We start from the raw sequence: 20,172 nt of genomic DNA, 5'->3' as shown, positions 1-20,172 counted from the left end.
CGGCGAGGACCGCCGCCATTTCCGCGGCAACTCTGGATCCCCCACCAGATCCAACTTTTTCGTTAAAGACGACACGGTCGTTGCAACTCCTAAAACTAGGTGTTGCAACGACCGCTAGAACTCGCCCCTTCGCAGTGAAGGTGACGGCCCGCCGTCGTAGTGTTGCAGAGGCTAGCGCGAGCGCTGGCGCAGGCGGTTGACGTCCAGGATGACCACCGCGCGGGCTTCCAGGCGCAGCCAGCCACGCTGGACGAACTCGGCCAGGGCCTTGTTGACGGTTTCGCGTGAAGCGCCGACCAGCTGGGCCAGCTCTTCCTGGGTGAGCTCGTGTGCCACCAGGATGCCATCCGTTGCGGGACGGCCAAAGCGGTCTGCCAGGTCCAGGATTGCCTTGGCAACGCGGCCGGGAACGTCCGAGAAGACCAGGTCGGACAGGTTGTCGTTGGTGCGGCGCAGGCGGCGGGCCAGGGCCTGCAGCAGCTGCATCGAGACCTCGGGGCGGTTGCGCAGCAGCGCGTTGAGGGACTCGTTCTTCAGGCCGGCCAGGCGCGTCTCGGAGACGGCGGTGGCGGTGGTGCTGCGCGGTGCCGGGTCGAAGAGTGCCATTTCGCCGAACAGCTCGCCCGGGCCGAGGATGGCAACGAGTGACTCGCGGCCGTCGGAGGACGTGCGGCCCAGCTTCACCTTGCCGGAAACGATGAAGTAGAGCTGGTCGCCCTGGTCGCCTTCACGGAAGACCGAAGCGCCGCGGGACAGATCAACCTCTGCCAGTTCGTCCGTCAAAAGGCGGAACGCCTCGTCGTCGAGCGTGGCAAAAAGTGGGGCCCGGCGCAGTACCTCGATGTCCATGAAAACTCCTTACAGTATGTAGCTAATCAGTTCTGACCTAACACTGATTGTTTCAGAACTTTTCAGTTTTTGTGACCAATTTGGCATTGCAGGCGTTCGTTGTCAGCATATTGGCAGTTTGGCCCCCTGAAAAGCCCAGCCAACGCCCTGCCAGCACCGGTACCATGGGCATCCGGGGTGCGGCTTGCGTCCCGGGGCGAAATATATTCGGGCGTGGGCCCGGGAGGAGCTGTGCGCATCGGTGTTTGGTTTCTCGTGGCTTGATGCGATTTTGCTCGTGTGGCTGCTCTGGCAGCTGATCTACGGCCTGAATTCAGGGCTTGTGGCGGGTTTGGCGGGTCTGGCCGGATTTGTGGCCGGCGCCGTGGGCGCCTTTTTTGCTGCGCCGTTTGTGAGCCAGTTTGCCCCGAGTCCGGGCTGGCGGACCACAATGGTCATTGGCTCAACCATCCTGCTGATCGCCCTGGGCCACGGCCTGGGCATCAAGCTCGGGCGGTCCATCGGCCGTGGTGTGAAATCCGACTCCATTCGCGCGGTGAACCGGATTTTGGGCGGCGCCCTGAACCTTGCGGTCGGTGCATTGGTGATTTCCATGCTGGCCTTTGGCGTGTCAAACCTTGGCATCCCGGCAGTCTCAAAGCAGCTGGGCGAATCGCAGGTCATCTCCCGGATTGACGCGCTGACCCCGGATCCCGTCAAGTCGGCCGTGGCTCAGTTGCGGTCCCTGGTTCTTCAGGAGGGCATCCCGGCCCTGCTGAACCCGGACGGCAGCAACGTTGATGTGGCCGCCCCGGACGCCGACACCAACACGGCAGCATGGAACAATGCGGCAAAGTCCGTCATGAAGATTTCCGGGACGGCGTTCCAGTGCGGACAAAACCAGACCGGCACCGGGTTCGTGGTCTCGCCGGGCCGCGTGTTGACCAATGCGCATGTTGTGGCCGGGGTGGCCATGCCCGTGGTGCAGACCCAGGAACAAGGCGCCCTGCCTGCCCGCGTGGTGTACTTCGACCCCGTGCAGGACCTGGCCATCCTGGCCGTGGACGCGCTCAATGCCGCGCCGCTGCCCACCTCCGGGACGGTTCCGGCCAACACCGCCACGGCCTTTGCCGGGTACCCGCTTGGCGGCCCGCTGCAGCTGCGGCCGGCAACGGTGCTGTCTTCCGGGCCCATGATGGTCCCGGACATCACCGGCGGCAACAAGTCGCTGCTGCAGGTTTACCAGCTGGCCGGCAATGTGCAGTCCGGCAACTCGGGTGGCCCGCTGTTGGATGCCGCAGGGCGTGTCGTGGGCGTCGTCTTTGCCAAGGCAACCTCCACCGACAACGTTGGCTTCGCGCTGACCATGGAGGAGGCTGGGCCCGTCATTTCCGCCGCGCCCATGCTCAACAGCGCGGTCGGTTCGGGCACCTGCAAGGTGGGCTAGGGCAGCACCTTGTCCAGGTAGTTCACGGCAAGTTCGTAGCCGTGAATGCCCGCGCCAACAATGACCGCGTTGCAGACGGCCGACAGGTACGAGTGGTGCCGGAATTCCTCACGCTGGTGCACATTGGAAATGTGGACCTCCACGGCCGGCAGCTCCGCGGCCACCAGAGCGTCGCGCAGCGCCACCGAGGTGTGCGTGTAGGCTCCGGCGTTGATGATGATCCCCACTGCCGTGCCGCGCGCGGCGTGGATTGCGTCCAGCAGGGCGCCCTCATGGTTTGACTGCAGGCAGCTGGCACTGAAGCCGGCAGCCTCGGCAGCTGCGGTGGTGAGGCGTTCGACGTCGGACAGGCTGGCCGAGCCGTAAATGGCAGGTTCGCGCGTGCCCAGGAGGTTCAGGTTGGGGCCGTTGAGGATGAGCAGGGCGCCGCGGCCCGCGCTGGTGGTTGAGGTCATGGCTTAATAATGCCCTTAAACCACGCTGCCCGGGTCTCGACGGGCTCGACCACCGGTGGTCGAGCCCGGGACCCGGGCAGCGCTTCGTTGAACTAGGCCTTCAGGGACGCCGCGATCTGGTTCATGACCGTGTTGTCGGCCAGGGTCGAGGAGTCGCCCACCTCGCGGCCCTCGGCCACATCCTTGAGCAGTCGGCGCATGATCTTGCCGGAGCGGGTCTTGGGCAGTTCCGGCACCACCAGGATGGTCTTCGGCTTGGCGATGGGGCCGATCTCGCGTCCCACGTGGTTGCGCAGGGTGGTGACGATGTCGGCGTCCTCCACGGCTGAGCCGCGCAGGATCACGAACGCCACAACGGCCTGGCCGGTGGTCTCATCGGCTGCACCCACCACGGCTGCCTCGGCCACCGAGGGGTGGCTGACCAGGGCGGACTCGATCTCCGTAGTGGAGAGGCGGTGGCCGGAGACGTTCATGACGTCATCCACGCGGCCCAGGAGCCAGACGTCGCCGTCCTCGTCCCACTTGGCGCCGTCGCCGGCGAAGTACATGCCGTCGAAGCGGGACCAGTAGGTGTCCTTGTAGCGGTCGTTGTCGCCCCAGATGCCGCGCAGCATGGACGGCCAGGGTTCGCGGATCACCAGGTAGCCGCCGTGCCCGTGCGGGACGGATGCACCGAGCTCATCCACCACGTCCACGGCGATGCCGGGCATGGGCACCTGGGCCGAGCCGGGCTTGGTGCTGGTGACGCCGGGCAGCGGGGCGATCATGATGGCGCCGGTTTCGGTCTGCCACCAGGTGTCCACGATGGGCGCGTTGTTCCCGCCAATGACGCGGCGGTACCACATCCACGCCTCCGGGTTGATGGGTTCGCCCACCGAGCCCAGCAGGCGGATCGAGGAGAGGTCGTACTTGGCGGGGATGTCCTCGCCCCACTTCATGAACGTGCGGATGGCCGTGGGAGCCGTGTACAGGATGGAGACCTTGTACTTCTCCACGATTTCCCAGAAGCGGCCCTGGTGCGGGGAGTCCGGGGTGCCCTCGTACATGACCTGCGTGGCGCCGTTGATGAGCGGGGCGTAGGTGACGTAGGAGTGGCCGGTGACCCATCCGACGTCGGCCGTGCACCAGAAGACATCCGTCTCGGGGTGCAGGTCAAATACGGCGCGGTGCGTGTACGCGGCCTGTGTCAGGTAGCCGCCGGTGGTGTGCAGGATGCCCTTGGGCTTGCCCGTGGTGCCTGAGGTGTACAGGATGAACAGCGGGTGTTCGGAGGCGTGGCCCACGGCGGTGTGCTCGGCCGACGCCGTGCCAACCGTGTCGTCCCACCAGACGTCGCGGCCCTCAACCCAGTTGACGTCCTCGCCGTTGCGCTTGACCACAACCACGTTCGTCACGGAGTGTCCCGGATTTGCCAGGGCCTCGTCGACGGCGGGCTTGAGTGAGCTGGGCTTGCCGCGGCGGAACGTGCCGTCCGCGGTGACAACCAGCTTGGCCTCGGCGTCGTCAATGCGCGAGCGCAGGGCGTCGGCGGAGAAGCCGCCGAAGACCACGGAGTGGATGGCGCCAATGCGGGCACAGGCCAGCAGCGTGATGACGGCCTCGGGGATCATGGGCAGGTAGACGGCCACGCGGTCGCCCTTGGCCAGGCCCAGGGATTCGAAGGCGTTGGCGGCCTTCTTGACCTCTTCGGTCAGCTGCGCATACGTGTACGTGCGGGTGTCGCCGGGCTCGCCCTCGAAGTGGATGGCCACGCGGTCGCCGTTGCCGGCCTCCACATGGCGGTCCAGTGCGTTGTAGGCTGCGTTGATTTCGCCGTCCTCGAACCAGGTGGCGAAGGGCGGGTTGGACCAGTCAAGGCTCTTGGTGAACGGCTTGGACCAGGAGAGCAGTTCGCGGGACTTCTCGGCCCAGAAGGCGGGGCGGTCGGCATTGGCTTTGGCGTACTCGCCGGCCTGCACAATCGCATTGGCCGCGAATTCGGCGCTTGGCTCAAAGTGGCGGTTCTCCGTCAACAGGTTTTCCAGTGCGTCACCGGACTGGTTGTCCGCTCCGGTTGTGTCGAAAGACATCTACTATCCCTTCAATTCCATCTTGGCTGGTCCCACCCGTTGCGCATCCGCGCGGCACACTTCACTTCATCTTTTCGTAGAAGGGGTGGCACTGCGCGGAATGGTTGCCGGGGACAACGTCTGTTCCAGCTTTAACTGTAGCGCGTCCCACACTGCGGCGTGTCCGCCGTCACAGGCGGCGGGGCCAGTGGTTGCGAATCTGCGCCCAAACGCCAATTTTGGGTTCGGGGAGGCGATGGGCAGTTCTGCCCATTGCCGTCATTTTGCCCCCAAATGGCTGTGGCTCGCTAGTGTTGCCTGCCTGCGGTAACTAGGCTGGGAAGCAATCGTGACAACTGAGGAGTAAGACCATGACAGAGCAACACACGCCTTCTACCCAGGCCGCCACTGGCCCTGTGGCAGTCAGCAACGCTGCTGTTGGCCCCCTGACCATCCGGGACTTGGCCGTCCTTGGCTCCGTTGCCATCATCTTCGTCGCCTCGCTGGTGCCGATGGTTGTGACGCTTGTCGGCAGCCTGAACCTGTGGAACCTGGCCAGCCTGTTCTACATCGGCATCGGCGTCATCCTGCCGCTGTCCGTGGGCGGCTTGTTCCTGGCCCGCCGGCTCAGCCCCGAGGTCAAGGTGCGCATCGGCTCGCTCTCGATTGACCAGTTTGCCTCCGTGGTTGCCTCCATCGCCACGTTCTTCTTCTTCACCGGCACCGTGAGCAGCTTCGGTGTTGCCTACCTGGTGGGCCTGGTGGGCTCGTTGCTGCTGCTCGCCTCCACCGTGTGCGCGCGCTGGATTCCGTCCCTGGCCTCCGACTTTGCCGGCCGCGCCGAAATCCCCGCCCATGTGGTGGCGCGCGACGCCGTTCCTGCGCTCAAGCGCCCCGCAGCAGCCAAGCCCGTGCCCGCCCCGGGTGCGCCCGGTGCATTGGGTGTGCCGGCGGTTCCCGGCGCACCCAACGGAGCCGGCGTTCCGGCGGCCCAGGGCGCGCAGGCCCATTGGGCCACCCCGCAGGCCAACACCAGCCACACGGCGGCCGGCCAGATCTTCACCCCGGCTCGGGAGAATGCCCCCGTTGTGGGCACCCAGGGCACGGCAGCAGCCCTCGCGGCCGCCGCCGGAGTTGCCGCAGCCGGTGCAAACTCGGCTCCCGCCGCCTCTGCCGCCCAGCAGTCCGCCACCCAGGCGGCAACGGCTGCCGGCCCCGCGGCAACCGCGTCCGCACCGGCGGAACAGCAGCCGGCCGCGGCAGCAGGCAACATTGCCGCCACGAGCGCCATCAACACCGCGCCGGCAGCCAGCCAAACCGCGCCCGCCCCGTCGGCCGTGAACGCAGGCGCCAACGCCTCCGCGGCAGCTGTGCCGGCCGCCGTCGCCCGTCCCCAGGAAGGCGCCGTTGCCGAGAGCATGGCGACCACGCTGAACCCGCAGGTGGCCGAGCCCGCCCCGGCCCCGGCCCCGGCCCGCGAGAGCATCGCCGCCACCGTGGACCCTGCGCCGGCCGTCGTGGCCGAACCGTTCTGGTTCGCCGTGGACCGCCCGCAGAACACGATTGATGAAAAGACGCGCCAGTTCGCGTTCAAGCTCATGCCCGGCGCATGGATCCTGGCGCTGGAGGACCGCGGCAACAGCTTCCTGGTCCAGGACAGCCATGGCAAGACAGGCCTGCTGCTGGACCTGGTGGGGATCGAGCGGGCCTCGGACAGCCAGTAGGCCATGCCCGTCCCGGCCGACGAATCGGTCCTGGCACTCAAGCGCAGGGCCCGGAAGATCAACCGCGAGCTGGCGGAGCTGTACCCGTACGCGCACGCGGAACTGGATTTCCGGAACCCCTTTGAGCTGCTCGTGGCCACAGTGCTGTCGGCGCAGACCACCGACATCCGCGTCAATGCGGTGACCCCTGCGCTGTTTGCGCGCTTCCCCACCCCGCTGGCCATGGCCCAGGCACCCGTCATGGAGCTTGAGGAGCTGATCCGGCCCACCGGGTTCTTCCGGGCCAAGGCCGCGAACTTGCTGGCCCTGGCCAACCGGATTGTCGATGAGTACGACGGCGTGGTCCCCGGTTCCCTCGAAGCACTCGTCACGCTCCCGGGAGTGGGGCGGAAAACGGCCAATGTGGTGCTGGGCAATGCCTTCGGGGTCCCCGGCATCACCGTGGACACGCATTTCATGCGCCTGGCCCGGCGCTTTGGCTGGACTGAATCCACTGACCCCGTGCGCATCGAGGCCGACGTTGCCGCCCTGTTTGAGCGCCGCGACTGGACCATGCTCTCGCACCGGGTGGTGTTCCACGGAAGGCGCATCTGCCACGCCCGCAAGCCGGCCTGCGGCGCCTGCCCCATCGCGCACCTGTGCCCCGCGTACGGGGAGGGCGAGGTGGACCCCGCGAAGGCCACCAAGCTGCTCAAGTACGAGCTGGCGCCCGGCCAGGAGGAGCTGCTTGCCCGGATGCTGGCCGACGTGGACAGGGCCGCCGAGTACCGGCAAGAGTCCCAGCGCGCCGCCCGGAACCCGGAATCCTAGCCATGGACGCGCGTGCGGACCTGGCGGCCCTGGTGGGGAAGGCAGCAACGGCCACGGCCCTCCTTGACAGCCTGGGGCGGGGCCGGCCGGGGCCGTGGCAGGTGCCGATGGACCCCGCCAGGAGCCGGGCCGCCGCCGTGCTGATGCTGTTTGGCGTGCTCGACGGGGTGCTGGCCGCCTCGGACCGGCCGCTTGCCCCGGCAGACCTGGACATCCTGCTCATTGAGCGGGCCGCGACCCTGAGCAACCACCCCGGCCAGGTGGCCTTCCCCGGCGGGGGAGTGGACCCCGGGGATGAATCCGAGGTGGCCGCCGCGCTGCGGGAGGCCCGGGAGGAGACGGGGCTGGACCCGCTCGGCGTCGACGTGCTGGGAACCCTGCCGGCGCTGCCGCTGCCCGTCAGCAACTTCATGGTGACCCCCGTGCTCGGCTGGTGGGCGCGGCAGACTCCCGTGGACGTTGTGGACTACGGCGAATCCGCCCAGGTGTTCAGGGTCCCCGTCCATGACCTGCTGGACCCCGCAAACCGCGTCATGACAGTGCTGTCGCGCGGCGGGTACACGTACCGTGGCCCCGCCTTCACCGTCAAAGGTGTGGTGGTGTGGGGGTTCACGGCGGGGATCCTGAACTACGTTTTCCAGGAATTGGGCTGGGCCGTGCCCTGGGACGAAGGCCGCGAGATCCCCGCCCCCATCTGAGCATCCGGCTGGCCTGGTTCCGCTTCAGCCGGGCTCAAGGCCGGCGGTAGACCGTGACACCTTCCTTGATGGTTTCCAGGACCTTGATGTCCTGGACCGTGCCCGGGGCCGCCGTGAGGGGATCGGCGTCGAGCACCACAAGGTCCGCCAGCAAGCCAACCTTGATCATGCCCTTGCGGTCCTCCTCAAACAGCTGGTGGGCCGGGCCCGTGGTCAGTGCCTGCAGGGCCTGGTAGGCGCCGACGCGTTCACCGGGACCCAGGGTGTGGCCGGTCCGGGTGGTGCGGTTCATGGCCGTTGACGCCATGAACAGCGGGTCCAGCGCCGTCACGGGGAAGTCGCTGTGGTTGGACACCCGGAGGCCGGCCTCCAGTGCTGACTTCATGGGGCTGATGAAGGCCGCCTTCTCCTCGCCCACATTGGCCCGGTGGACGTCGCCCCAAAAATACGTGTGGTTGGTGAAGTAGCTGGGCGTGATGCCCAGGCGCAGGTAGGCCGGCAGGTGGTCCGGGCGCTGGAACTGGGAGTGGATTGCGACGGTGCGGGCGTCGCCGGCCGCCGTGGCCCCGGCCCGTTCGACGGCGTCGATGAGCTGGTCAATTGCGGCGTCGCCGTTGACGTGGGCATACAGCTGGACGCCGTGCGCCAGGGTGGTGGCGACAATCTGCGCGAAAACCTCAAAGGGCATGGTGGGTTCGCCGCGCCAGTCGGGGTTCCCACCAGGCCGCCGGTCAGGTAGGGCTCGCCCATGAACGCAGTGCGGCCCTGCGGCGAGCCGTCCTGCAGCACCTTCAGCCCGGCGATCTTGAAGCCGTTGCGGTAGCTGCCCGTGGGGTAGGCCGGATTGCCCAGCCATTGCGGGGCTTCGACGAACGAGCCCAGTGCCGCAATGTCAAGGTAGAGGAGCCCCGCATCTGCGGCTTCCTGGAAGAGGTCCAAGTCGGCGACGCCGGAAAAGCCCTCCTGGGCGTGGGTGTAGCCGTGGGAGGCGTAGTCCTGCTGCACGGCATCCAGCAGGGCCAACTTGTCCTGTGCGCCCAGGACGGGGAGCTTGGGGGCCACGAGTTCCAGGTAGGCCGTCTCCATGAGCAGCCCGGCCGGGCGTTGCGTTCCGGGCACCCGGGCAATGACGCCGCCGGCAGGTGTGGGCGTGTTCTGATCGATGCCGACCCAGGCCAGCGCCGCGGAATTCAGCACGATCCCGTGGCTGGAGACGTGGACCAGCATGAGCCGGTGGTCCGGGAATCGGGCGTCGAGGTCGGCCGCCGTGATGTGCCGGTTCTCGGCCAGGGCCTCCTGGTCGTAGCCGTAGCCGACGATCCACCCGCCCGGTGCCGTTCCCTGGGTTTTGCCGAACGCCTCCAGGGTGTCAAGGACCGATTCAATGTCGGAGCATCCGCCCAGGGGTGGCGGGCCCACATTGACCCGGTCCGCAAGGTCGAACGCGGCGGACAGGTGGCTGTGGGCGTCAACGAAACCCGGCAGCAGGGCTGCCCCCGCGAGGTCGCGGACCTCGGCCGAAGGGAACAGCCGCCGGGCCTCCTCGACGCCTCCCGTGAAGGCAATCCTGCCGGAGCTCGTGACGACGCACTCCACATAGCTGGGCTCAGGACCGTCCATGGTCAGGATGCTGCCATTGAAAAACAGCTGCTCCGGATGGACGCCGCGCGGCCCCCTGGCAGCTTTCACTTCCAGGTTGACTGCGGCAAGGCCAGGGTTGGGCGTCGTCATGCAGGGGAGCCTTTCGTTGATTTCCACGGGACCCGGGCGCCGGCCGGATCAGGCGCGCCCTACTTGGCGTCAGCGTAGCACTGCACCACTGTGACGTTGACGGGAAACTCCAGGGGGATCTTCCCGAAAATGAGGTCGGTGGCGGCCCGGGAGGATTCGTGGAGAATCCGGGTCACTTCCTCCACCATGCCCAGGGGGCAGTGCACCACCACTTCGTCGTGCAGGAACGCCACCAGTTGCGGCGTTCCGCCACCGGGCGTGCTTGCGGCGGGTTCTGCGCCCGGCAGGGCACGCAGCCGCCGCCGCAGTTCGGCGAGCCAGCAGCAGGCCCATTCGGCGGCCGTCCCCTGAACCACAAAATTTCGGGTGAAGCGGCCCCTGCTGCGCGCGATGGACTCGGCGCGGCGCTCTTCCTGGGCGGATTCGCTGCGCTGCCCGTCCCACCACTCCTGGGTGACGGCAGGGGTGCTGCGGCCCAGGTGTGTTGAGACGCTGGCCCCGCGCTCCCCGGCCCGGGCCGCCTGCTCCACAAAGCCCAGTGCGCGCGGGTACATGCGGGCCAGCTGGGGCACCAGCCTCCCGGACTCGCCCGTGGTGGAACCGTAGATGGCACCCAGGAGGGCAATCTTGGCCATGCTGCGGTCGCCGCCGAAGCCCTGGGCGGCAATGCCCGCGTACAGGTCCTTGTTGTGGCCCGCGGAGTCACTGCCTGCAGCAGCCATGGCGGTGTCTTGTGCCAGTGCGGCCAGGACCCGGGGCTCCAGCTGGGCGGCGTCGGCGACAATGAAGGTGTATCCGGGATCTGCCACCGCGGCGCCCCTGATTTGGGCAGGGATCTGCATGGCGCCGCCGCCCCGTGAGGCCCACCGCCCGGAGACCACGCCGCCCACCACGTACTCGGAGTGGAAGCGGCCGTCGCGGACCCATTGCCGCAGCCAGTTCCAGCCGTTGGTGGTGAAGAGCCGGCTGAGCTTTCGGTAGGCCAGGAGCGGTTCGATGGCCGGGTGGGTGAATTCCTGCAGTTCCCAGCTGCGCGTTGACTTGGCGTCGATTCCGGCGCGGTGCAGGGCCTTGATGAGGTCCTGGGGGGAATCCGGGTTCAGCGACGGGGCGTTCAGGGCGGTGCGCAGCACCCCCGCCAGGTCCTCCAGCTTGTCGGGGCGCGAGTGGCCGGCAGGTTCCGGGCCGAGCAGTTCATCGAGCAGCCTCCTGTGCAGGTCTTCTCTCCAGGGGATGCCTTCATACTGCATCTCCGCGGCCACCAGCGCACCTGCGGATTCCGCACTGAGCAAAAGTGAGAGCCTGGCCGGGTGTGTGGAGGAATTGACGGCGCCCCTTTGGGTGCCGAGTTCCTGCACAACATTGTCCAGGTCCCAACCACGCGGGCCGGCCTGCGTTCCGGGCGCGTCAAACAGGCTTTCCTGGCCGGACACGCCCCCGAACAGGCCGGCACGGGGAGGCTCCAGTTCAGGGGGCACGGGGAGCGCGTTGGCAGCGTAGCCGGTGGTGGCGGCGTATTCGGAGTTGCGCAGGATGTTCTGGCACAGGGCAAGGTCAAGGCATTTTTCCACCCGGACCTGTGCTGCGAGCAGCTCGGGGTACCAGTTGGCGGCCCGGTCCCACACCCAGCGGGGATGGTGCTCGGCTTCCAAGTCCCGCACGGCATCGGCCAGGCCGGGGCGCGCAACGGTCAGGGCGGCAGAGGCGGGCGTCCCGTCGTCGTTCCTGAGCTGGATCCCCGCAGTGGACGGGGCGGGGCCCGTGGCCAGCAATGCGTACATAAGTTCTATTCTCCACTGGAAGGCGCCTTTGTTCCTCCACAGGCGCAGGCGCGCGGCGACTCATCCACATTTCGGCCGGAACGGCGGACAGTTTCCGCCGTTGGAGGCAGGGTTGGCCCATGAGACAACGCCACAAGCCCCCCGGCAGCCGGTCCTCGGATCCCTGGCTGCCACAGCGGGGCACCACTGTCCTTTTGTTGTCGGCGTCCGCCGATTTGCAGGGCGCGGTGGGCCGGGTGAGTGCCGCGGCGTCGGTGGAACTCATTGTTGGCGGACTGGAGCACGCTGCGGGGCGCTGGTCCGACGTCGCGGCAGTGCTCGTTGATGCACACGAGCCTGTGGATGCGGCCGTGGGAGCCGGACTCGCTGCGTGGCGCGGCCCCACCGCCGTGGTTGGTTTTGCCCGGGACTCCCAACGGGTGTGGCAGCAGGCCGAGCGGCTCGGGGCGGACCGGGTCGCGATACTGCCCGATTCTGCCCCGTGGCTGGCCAATTTCCTGGGGTGCCTGCGAAACCCCGACGTGGGGGCCGGGGTGGTTGGCGTGGTGGGCGCCTGCGGAGGGGCAGGCGCCTCCACCCTGGCCATCCTCGTGGCGGCGGAGGCCGCCAGGCGCGGCAGCCGCACCTTGCTGGTGGACGGTGACCCATGGGGTGGCGGCCTGTGCACGGCGCTTTCCGCCGGGGACGTGCCGGGTTTGCGCTGGCCTGAACTGCTGCACGCCTCGGGATCGATCAACCCGGAGCAGCTGGCAGCCTCGCTCCCGCAACTTGCCGGGGTGTCCCTGCTGTCGTGGGGTGGGCCCCGGCAGGATTCCCTGGCCCGTGCGGCAGCTCCCGGCATGCAGCCTCAGGACAATGCGGTGCCGGATCCAGCCGGCTGCCGGACCGCCGAGGGGGAGGTCATGCGCGCGGCACGGGGGGCGTACGGGCTCGTGGTGGTGGATGTGGGGCGGAACCCCGGGGCCCTCATCTCCATGGCGCGGCAATGCAGCGGATTGCTGGTGGTGGTGCCGGCCCAGCTTCGTGCCGCCTCGGCGGCACTGCAGATGATGGACTCGCTGCCGCCCATGCCGCTGGGGGCCGTGGTCCGCGATCCTCTCGGTGAGGGGCTGGACGCCGCCATGGTTGCCGCGGCCGTGGATCTTCCGCTCGTGGGCAGGCTGCCCCGGCTCAGGGGCGTTGCCGAGGCGCTGGAAGCCAGGCGCCTGCCCGAATTGCTGCGCCGCCGGCGGGTGGGTGCCCTGCTGGGCGGCATCCTCGGGTGGATGTCCGGGGACGGTCTGAACAACCCCCGCAAGGACCGTTCCGCCGTTGTCCACGGGCCGTCCGCTGGTCCACGGTTGGCACCCCTCGGGCCGGCTCCCCTGCGAGGGGGCGCGGGACCATGAGTGCGCAGCCCAACCCGGAGCTTTCCGCGCAGGGCCCGTGGGACGGTGGCATCGATGCGCAACTGCTGGAGGTGGTCCGCCGCCGGGTCCTGGCCCAGGCCGGGCCCGTGACGGAGCTGCAGGTTGCCGCTGCCGTCAGGGAAAGCGGCCGACTGCTCGGGGCTGCGGGGTCGCTGGTGGCCATGGAGCGCATCTCGGCGGAACTCAATGGCCTGGGACCGTTGCAGGGACTGGCCAACGATCCTTCCGTGACGGACATCTTTGTCAATGCCCCTGACTCGGTGTGGCGGGACAGGGGCGCAGGGCCCGAACGGGTCGAAGCCGTTTTTTCCGGCGAGGCAGAGCTTCGGGCGCTCGCCGTCCGGCTGGTGGCCAGCGGCGGGCGAAGGCTCGACGAAGGCAGCCCTTGCGTGGATGTCAACCTTGCGGCCGGCTACCGCGTCCATGCCGTGCTGCCGCCCATCTCGGCCACGGGCACCCTGCTGTCCATCCGGATCAAGCGCCGGAAGCACCTGTCGCTGGCGCGCATGGTTGACGCCGGGAGCGTGGACCGGCTGACCGGGAGGGTCCTGGATGCCATGGTGCGAGGGCGACTGAACTTTCTCATCAGTGGCGCAACAGGTGCCGGCAAGACCACCCTGCTTTCTGCGCTGCTGGGGCTTTGCCCCGCCAACGAGCGGCTGGTTCTCATTGAGGACGCAGCCGAACTCGAACCCGCCCATCCGCATGCCGTGACCATGGAGGCGCGGCACGACAATGCTGAAGGGGCGGGTGCCGTGGACCTTGCCGAACTGGTGCGCCAGGCGTTGCGCATGAATCCCGGACGGCTCATTGTGGGCGAATGCCGGGGCCGGGAAGTCCAGGAACTGCTCATGGCCATGAACACCGGGCACAGCGGGGGCGGCGGAACCATCCACGCCAACAGTGCCGAAGACGTCCCCGCCCGGCTTGCTGCACTGGGGGCGCTCGCCGGCATGGCACCCGAGGCCGTGTTCCTGCAGGCGGCCAGCGCCCTGGACGTCGTCATCCACATGGCCCGTGTCGAAGGCATGCGGACGGTTGCCGAGGTTGGCGTGGTGGAGCTGAGCCAGGGACGCCTGTTGGTGGTGCCGGCGCTTTCCCTGCCCGGAATCCCTGGAAGCGGGGGACATGCCGCACACGGGAGCGCCGCGCAGCGGGATGCGGACGGCCAAGGGGCACCGGCAATGTTGCGGGGGCCCGGATGGAAGGCGTTGGCGGAACGGCTGGGCTTGGACGCGGAATCCCCTGTGGCCGCCAGGGCCGGCAGGGTGGCACACCGCGCCGGCGGCGGGTCATGAATGTCTCCTTGGCCCTGGTGCTGATGGGCGCAGCCTGCGCTCTCACCGTCGTGCGGCGGCAGGGCTGGCACTCGGACCGGCGGCACCCGCCCCGCTCCCGCCGACGGCTGTGGCCCAGGCCGGGGGTGCCCGCGCCGGAGTCGCTGCCGAGGCTGGTGCGGCAAATTGCCTCGCTTCTTGCCGCAGGGCGCACGGGCCCCGCCTTGTGGAGCGACCTCGCACAAGTCCTCATGGTGGAGCAGGGCCGGGTGCGCAATCCCGGACCCCGCGGTTCGCCGGGCATGGCCGGTCACGCGTTTCCCCGTGGACGGTTCGACACTGGACAGCAGGGCCCGGACGCGACCCTGGCCCTGGTGCTGGCTGTTGAACGGGCGTGCAGCCTGGGCCTTCCCGTGGCGCCGGCCCTGCGCAATGCCTGCACCGCGGCAAGCACAGGGCGGGCACCGCAACCGTGGCCGGTGATGCCACAGGAACAGCAACGGATGTGGCTGGATGTGGCTGCGTGCTTTGACGTCTGTGCGGCCAGCGGGGCACCCGTCGCCGAAGTCCTGGGGAGGCTGGCCGCAACGATCGAGGCCGAGCATGATGCCGCGGCGTTGCGTGAGACGGCGCTCGCAGGCCCCCGTGCCACAGTTCGCCTGCTGAACTGGCTTCCGTTCATGGGGTTGGGACTGGGCATGGTGATGGGAGTTGACCCCGTGGCCGTGCTGCTTGGCAGTCCTGCCGGTTGGTTGCTTCTTGCCGCAGGACTGGGGCTTGCCGCCGCTGGAAAGGCGTGGTCCTCGGCCCTCATTGCGGCCGCAGCCCGGCCGGCGGAAAGCCACGCCAGGACCGCAGCGGTGACGTCCTCCGGGCGGCGGCGTTGAGCATGGGGCCCGCCGCCATCCTTGGTCTCGCAGCGCTGGCCTGCGTGCTGCTGTGGGGACCGGAACCTGCCGGCCACGACAAGCCAAGGGCATGGCCCGCCGGGGGTGGCCGGCGAAGGGCCTCGTCCGACGATGCAGCGGGCGGGGCGGGGAATACCCGCGTTGGGGGAGTGGCCTCCGTGCCGCTCCTGTTGGAGCTCCTGGGCGCGGCGCTGGACTCCGGACTCACTGTCCAGGGGGCATTGCGCGTTGTTGCCAATGTTGCGGACCTAGGGATCCGGGAGGGCTTGTTGCGGGTCGTGGCCGGGCTGGAGATCGGGGCCTCGTGGCAGAGCTCGTGGGAGGGAAGCCTGGGGCGCGGCGACATTGCCCGCATCCACGAGGCCCTGAGTTTTGGCGCCTTGACGGGTGCCCCCGCCGCTCCGATCCTGTACGCCGAGGCCCAGCAGCACCGGACGGCTGCCGGCCGTCTCGCGGAAAAGCGCGCCGCAGCACTCGGGGTCAAGCTGGTCCTCCCCCTGGGGCTCTGTTCCCTGCCGGCCTTCATTGCGCTGGGGATTGTGCCCGTCGTGGTGGCCATGGTTCCTGCGTTCTAAAACCGTGGCGAACCGCGATTCATCCACAGGCAGGGCTGGCTGCCGTTTCATCCCCCATCTGCCGCAGGTGCCTTTTGCGCCCGGCCCCAGCCCGCAAGAGTTGTTGCAGGAGACCTGGCCATTGAGCCGGCTCCGCCAATGAGGCAACTGGAAGCAAGGAGCTGAAATGAACAGCAATGAAGCTTTGCACGGAACGGTCCCTGCGAACGCCGCCGCCGGGGACAATGTCAGGGAGATCTTTCCCGGCGCCAGCAGCAGCCGGCCGGTGGCCAACCACCCACGGCACATGCCGCGGATAGGGAGCCGGCGGCTCGGGGGCACCCTGGATGCGGGAATGGCCACGGCCGAGTACGCCATCGCAACATTGGCTGCCGTGGGATTTGCGGGCCTGCTCGTGGTGATCCTCAAGAGCGATGAGGTGCGCGGCTTTCTCATGAACATCATCCGCACCGCATTGAGCATGTAGCTGCGGGCATGAAAACGATGGCGGCCAAGTGCTGCAGCGGGCTGCGGAGGACGGCGACGGGCCAGCGCGGCTCGGCGACCGCCGAGCTTGCCATCGCCCTGCCGGCCGTCACGGCGCTGCTGGCCCTGCTGTTGCTGGGTGTTTCCGCCGGACTGCTGCAGCTTCGCCTGGAGGAAGGTGCCCGTGCCGGGGCCCGGGCACTGGCCAGGGGGGATGCCCCGGCGCAGGTGGTGGAAATTGTTGCACGGGTAGCAGGGCACGGGGCCAGCGTCACGCTCGGCAACGACGGCGGCTATGCCACGGTGATCGTCCTGGGCCGGGTCGGAGGCGTGTTGTCGGGGCTGGTCCCCTGGGAGCAGGAGGCCCGGGCCAGCACGCGCTCGGAGCCGACGTCGAGTCCTAAGCCGGGTGTGCGGACTCTTCCCGGCAGCAATGCCGCAGCGGGCCAACGGCCGGGCCGGGGAGCGGCAGGAACCCTCCGTGAACCGGGATGAAGCTGGGGCAGGCACGGTCCTCATGGCCGGACTGGCACTGGCCATGCTGCTGCTTCTGGCAGTGGTCCTGGGGTTGGGGCAGGCCGCGGTGGCCGCGGCCAAGGCAGCCAAGGCCGCCGATCTCGCCGCGTTGTCGGCGGCCGATGCATACCGGGGCCTGACCCCCGGAGACCCGTGCGATGCCGCCGCCGATGTCGCGGCGCGCAACGGCGCGGTGCTGACGGCCTGTTCCCTTGGCGGCGACCTTTCCGTCCTGGTGGAAGTGTCTGTGGGATCGCCCCTGCCGTGGCCGGCGACGGGTCTGGCCAGGGCCGGCCCCCCACCCGACACCGTCCAACCGGGCAGCCACTGACGGGCTCCGCCCCGCCCGTCTATGCGGGGGCGTTGTTGAGCAGGATCTTCAGCAGCAGCACAGCGCCAGCTTTGTCCAGGGGGTTGTTCTTGTTGCCGCACTTGGGCGACTGCACACACGACGGGCACCCGGAGGGGCATTCGCAGGCCTCGATTGCCTCCATCGTCGCCCGCAGCCAGACACGGGCCATCTCGAATCCGCGCTCCGCGAATCCGGCACCTCCCGGATGGCCGTCGTAGACAAACACGGTGGGCTGCCCGGTGTCCGCGTGGATGGCCGTGGACACCCCGCCGACGTCCCAACGGTCGCTGGAGGCCACGAGTGGGAGTAGCCCGATGGCCGCATGCTCGGCCGCATGCAGGGCTCCGGGGAACTGCGGTTCCACCAGGCCGCCGGCCAGCATGGTGGCGTTGTCGAGGGTGAACCAAACGGCCTTCGTGAACAGGTCCCGGGCCTCCAGCTCCAGCGGCTCCTCACCCAGGACCTCGTTGGAGATCAGGGCCTTGCGCTGGAACGACACCACCTGGGTGCGCACCTGGACCTGCCCGAAATGCATCTCCACGGGCCCCCAGAGTTCGTGCCGTTCCGATTCCACGACCTCGATCTGGGTGACGTCGCGGGCCGTGGTGTAGAAATCCGGGGTGCCCCGGCGCACCAGGGCGCAGTGCTCGGCCTCGTTGAGCTCCAGCACCACATAGCTGGTCCCCTGGTGGACATAAATGGCGCCCGTGTGGGCCTGGTAGTGCGACTGGGGGGACCCCATGGTCCCCAGCAGGGCCCCGGTGTCGGCCTCAATGATGTTGATCGGCCCGCCGCCGTCCTCGCGCAGGTTGACCATGGCGGCGGCGCTTTGCGGATGCGTCCAGAACCAGCCGGCCGGGCGCCGCCGCAGGTATCCCTGGGCCACGAGCTTGTCCAGCAGGGCCGGGGTGCTGGCATCGAAGATGGCCAGGTCCTGGTGCGTGATGGGCATTTCGGCGGCAGCCGCGCACAGGTGCGGGCCCAGCACGTAGGGGTTGGCCGGGTCGAAGACGGTGGCCTCGACCGAGCGGTCGAATATGGCTTCCGGGTGGTGGACAAGGAACGTGTCGAGCGGATCGTCGCTGGCCACGAAGGCCGCCAGCGCGTCCTGGCCTGCCCGCCCGGCCCGGCCGATCTGCTGGAAGAACGACGCGCGGGTGCCCGGCCAGCCTGCCACCAGAACGGCGTCGAGGCCTGAAATATCGATGCCCAATTCGAGTGCGGAGGTGCTGGACACACCCAGCAGGTCCCCGGCGCGGAGGGCCTTCTCAAGCTCCCGCCGCTCCTCCGGAAGGTATCCGGATCGGTAGGCGGCCACCCGTTGCGGCAGGCTGGCGTCCACGTTCTCAAGGAGCCTCTTGGTGACGGAGGAAATGGTTTCCGCACCTCGCCGGGACTTGATGAACGCGATGGTGCGCACGTGCGAGGAGACAAGGTTCGCCAGCAGGTCAGAGGTTTCGGCGATGGCTGTGCGCCGGGACTTGGCCCCGTTTTCGCCCTTGAACTCGGTCAGCTCCGGTTCCCACAGGGCCACGGTCGTGGCTCCGTGCGGGGAACAGTCGCGGTCCACGGTGGTGGCAGGCGCCCCGATGAGCCGGGAAAAGGAGGCCCCGGGATCGGCCGAGGTGGCCGAGGCGCCAATGAACACAGGGTTGGCCCCGTAGTGCGCGCAGATTCGGCGCAACCGGCGCAGCAGCACGGCCACGTGGGAGCCGAACACGCCGCGATAGCTGTGGGCCTCGTCGATGATGACAAATTGCAGGCGTTTGAAGAAGCGCGCCCACCAGGTGTGGTTGGGGAGGACGCCAAAGTGCAGCATGTCGGGGTTGCACAGGATGAAGTTGCTGTGGTCGCGGATCCAGCGCCGGTCGGCCGGGGCGGTGTCCCCGTCATAGGTGGCTGCGCGCAGGGTGGGCAGCTTCAGGGAATTCAAAGCGGACAACTGGTCGGCGGCAAGTGCCTTGGTGGGGGAGAGGTACAGGGCCACAGCCCCCTCGCCCTCCAAGAGACCCGGGTTGGCGGCCAGGCGCAGCGCCGCCCGGTGGATGGCGTCGAGCGCGGGCAGCTGGTAGGCCAGGGACTTTCCTGACGCCGTGCCGGTGGCGATGACTGTGTGTTCGCCCCGGTGCGCGGCCTCGGCACCCTCGATCTGGTGCTGCCACGGCTGGTCCACGCCCACAAAGGAGTATGCGCCGACGATGTCCGGGTGCACCCAGCCGGGCCAGGGCACGTGCACGGCCTGGCGCGCGGGTATCCGGTGGACATGCTGCAGCTGGGGAGGGGCTGTGCCGCCGCCCAGCAGCGAGATCAGCGAATCATTCGTGGACACCCCCTCATTGTGCCACCGGGGGCCGGGTGTGCAGGCGGAGAGGCCCGGTGGCCGTGACGGCCTGGCCCCCAACAGCTGTTACGGCGCCATCTCCGCCAGCCGCTCGCGGGGAACCAGGACTGTCATGGTGCCCAGGCTGCGCCAGCCAAGCTTGCCGTACAACCGTTGGCCATCGGTGCTGGCCAGCACCACTCCCGTGGTGACCGGATGGGCCTTGGCCCGGGCGGCCAGGGTCTTCATCATCAACATGCCGTAGCCGCGCCGGCGGTGGTGGGCCTGGGTCTGAAGGGAGTCAAAGACGGCAAAGTCGCCGTAGATGCCGACGCTTCCGCTGGCCAGCACAGTTGGCCCGCGCATGATGGCGGCGAAGAACCTCACCTGGGCCGCCGAGGCATTGTGCCGCCCGCCGATCCTCTTGACCACCAGCGACAGCTCCGGATCGCCAAGAAAGGGGTCCTGGTTGTCCTGGGTGTCCATGGAACAGGCCATGAGCTTTTCCGAGGTGGAGACCATGCCGAGCCCGGCCGCATGTGCCATTTTCACGTAGGCATGGACGTTGGGGCCTATGACGCACAGTGTCCGCCTGGGCAGTGCGGACACTTTGGCGGCCAGGGTGGCGAAGTCGAGCGGGGCGGGGTCGCAACTGAAGTACTCCCACTCACCGCCCCGGTCCGGGCGCATGGCCGCCCAGTATCCGGGGCCGGCTGTGGTTTGGTAGCTCCGCAGCGCGCTCCAACCGGCAAACCAGGCTGCTGCATGGTCCTCAAGCTCCGTGGAAGCAACCGTCATGTTTAAAGCCTATGCCCGCCGAGACCACGG

The 20,172-nt window shown here is 68.5% G+C and carries 18 protein-coding genes and 1 pseudogene; 11 read left to right on the top strand and 8 right to left on the bottom strand.

The window, feature by feature from the left end:
- Positions 1-171: 171 nt before the first annotated feature.
- Entirely contained in the window at positions 172-849 is a 678-nt protein-coding gene (locus tag PCK14_RS11825) for a Crp/Fnr family transcriptional regulator (RefSeq protein WP_038465875.1), read from the bottom strand.
- 241 nt (positions 850-1,090) lie between these two features.
- Between PCK14_RS11825 and PCK14_RS11820 the strand changes: the two genes are divergently transcribed.
- Complete coding sequence (locus PCK14_RS11820) at positions 1,091-2,275, top strand: MarP family serine protease (protein WP_269938685.1); 1,185 nt, start codon at positions 1,091-1,093, stop codon at positions 2,273-2,275.
- On the opposite strand, the gene aroQ is transcribed toward PCK14_RS11820, so the two are convergent.
- Both aroQ and acs read right to left on the bottom strand, forming a co-directional pair.
- Positions 2,272-2,730 carry a type II 3-dehydroquinate dehydratase gene (gene aroQ, locus PCK14_RS11815; protein ID WP_269938684.1) on the bottom strand — a complete coding sequence of 153 codons (459 nt, stop codon included), beginning with the start codon at positions 2,728-2,730 and terminating at the stop codon, positions 2,272-2,274. The genes PCK14_RS11820 and aroQ overlap by 4 nt on opposite strands.
- Before the next feature lie 92 nt (positions 2,731-2,822).
- Entirely contained in the window at positions 2,823-4,799 is a 1,977-nt protein-coding gene (gene acs, locus PCK14_RS11810; RefSeq protein ID WP_269938683.1) for an acetate--CoA ligase, read from the bottom strand.
- A gap of 350 nt (positions 4,800-5,149) precedes the next feature.
- Here acs and PCK14_RS11805 point away from each other — a divergent pair, with 350 nt between their 5' ends.
- From PCK14_RS11805 to PCK14_RS11795, 3 genes are read left to right on the top strand one after another with little or no spacing between them, the layout of a single operon-like run.
- Complete coding sequence (locus PCK14_RS11805) at positions 5,150-6,502, top strand: hypothetical protein (RefSeq protein WP_269938682.1); 1,353 nt, start codon at positions 5,150-5,152, stop codon at positions 6,500-6,502.
- A gap of 3 nt (positions 6,503-6,505) precedes the next feature.
- Entirely contained in the window at positions 6,506-7,312 is an 807-nt protein-coding gene (nth, locus tag PCK14_RS11800) for an endonuclease III (RefSeq protein ID WP_269938681.1), read from the top strand.
- Between the two features lie 2 nt (positions 7,313-7,314).
- Positions 7,315-8,010, top strand: coding sequence for an NUDIX hydrolase (locus tag PCK14_RS11795; protein ID WP_269938680.1), 696 nt, complete (start codon positions 7,315-7,317; stop codon positions 8,008-8,010).
- Between the two features lie 34 nt (positions 8,011-8,044).
- On the opposite strand, the gene PCK14_RS11790 is transcribed toward PCK14_RS11795, so the two are convergent.
- From PCK14_RS11790 to PCK14_RS11780, 3 genes and pseudogenes are all read right to left on the bottom strand, one after another.
- On the bottom strand, positions 8,045-8,698 hold the full coding sequence (locus tag PCK14_RS11790; protein ID WP_269938679.1) for an amidohydrolase: 654 nt from the start codon (positions 8,696-8,698) through the stop codon (positions 8,045-8,047).
- Between the two features lie 44 nt (positions 8,699-8,742).
- Positions 8,743-9,630 (bottom strand): annotated as a pseudogene (locus PCK14_RS11785) (amidohydrolase); the annotation flags it as partial.
- A gap of 170 nt (positions 9,631-9,800) precedes the next feature.
- Positions 9,801-11,522, bottom strand: coding sequence for a bifunctional 3'-5' exonuclease/DNA polymerase (locus tag PCK14_RS11780; RefSeq protein ID WP_269938678.1), 1,722 nt, complete (start codon positions 11,520-11,522; stop codon positions 9,801-9,803).
- 119 nt (positions 11,523-11,641) lie between these two features.
- On the opposite strand from PCK14_RS11780, the gene ssd reads away from it, so the two are divergent.
- The 7 genes from ssd to PCK14_RS11745 all read left to right on the top strand — a co-directional run bounded on the left by ssd (position 11,642) and on the right by PCK14_RS11745 (position 17,003).
- Entirely contained in the window at positions 11,642-12,910 is a 1,269-nt protein-coding gene (ssd, locus tag PCK14_RS11775) for a septum site-determining protein Ssd (RefSeq protein ID WP_269938677.1), read from the top strand.
- Positions 12,907-14,229, top strand: coding sequence for a TadA family conjugal transfer-associated ATPase (locus PCK14_RS11770; protein WP_269938676.1), 1,323 nt, complete (start codon positions 12,907-12,909; stop codon positions 14,227-14,229). The genes ssd and PCK14_RS11770 overlap by 4 nt, the downstream gene beginning before the upstream one ends.
- Positions 14,226-15,095: a type II secretion system F family protein gene (locus PCK14_RS11765; RefSeq protein ID WP_269938675.1), complete on the top strand. Its 870-nt coding sequence runs from the start codon at positions 14,226-14,228 to the stop codon at positions 15,093-15,095. The genes PCK14_RS11770 and PCK14_RS11765 overlap by 4 nt, the downstream gene beginning before the upstream one ends.
- A 179-nt stretch (positions 15,096-15,274) precedes the next feature.
- Positions 15,275-15,691 (top strand): type II secretion system F family protein, encoded by a 417-nt coding sequence (locus PCK14_RS11760; RefSeq protein WP_269938674.1) that lies wholly within the window; start codon positions 15,275-15,277, stop codon positions 15,689-15,691.
- A 166-nt stretch (positions 15,692-15,857) separates the two neighbouring features.
- Positions 15,858-16,157, top strand: a complete 300-nt coding sequence (locus PCK14_RS11755; RefSeq protein ID WP_269938673.1) for a DUF4244 domain-containing protein — start codon at positions 15,858-15,860, stop codon at positions 16,155-16,157.
- An 8-nt stretch (positions 16,158-16,165) separates the two neighbouring features.
- On the top strand, positions 16,166-16,651 hold the full coding sequence (locus PCK14_RS11750; protein ID WP_269938672.1) for a TadE family type IV pilus minor pilin: 486 nt from the start codon (positions 16,166-16,168) through the stop codon (positions 16,649-16,651).
- Positions 16,638-17,003 (top strand): Rv3654c family TadE-like protein, encoded by a 366-nt coding sequence (locus tag PCK14_RS11745; protein WP_269938671.1) that lies wholly within the window; start codon positions 16,638-16,640, stop codon positions 17,001-17,003. The genes PCK14_RS11750 and PCK14_RS11745 overlap by 14 nt, the downstream gene beginning before the upstream one ends.
- Before the next feature lie 19 nt (positions 17,004-17,022).
- Here the strand turns inward: PCK14_RS11745 and PCK14_RS11740 are convergent, their stop codons facing one another.
- Together PCK14_RS11740 and PCK14_RS11735 are read right to left on the bottom strand one after the other, a co-directional pair.
- Positions 17,023-19,353, bottom strand: coding sequence for a DEAD/DEAH box helicase (locus PCK14_RS11740; RefSeq protein WP_269938670.1), 2,331 nt, complete (start codon positions 19,351-19,353; stop codon positions 17,023-17,025).
- 78 nt (positions 19,354-19,431) lie between these two features.
- Positions 19,432-20,142, bottom strand: coding sequence for a GNAT family N-acetyltransferase (locus PCK14_RS11735; RefSeq protein WP_269938669.1), 711 nt, complete (start codon positions 20,140-20,142; stop codon positions 19,432-19,434).
- Positions 20,143-20,172: the final 30 nt, after the last annotated feature.

Source organism: Arthrobacter sp. HY1533, assembly GCF_027568515.1.
Taxonomy (GTDB): Bacteria; Actinomycetota; Actinomycetes; order Actinomycetales; family Micrococcaceae; genus Specibacter.
This window is presented reverse-complemented; position numbering and strand designations above follow the sequence as displayed.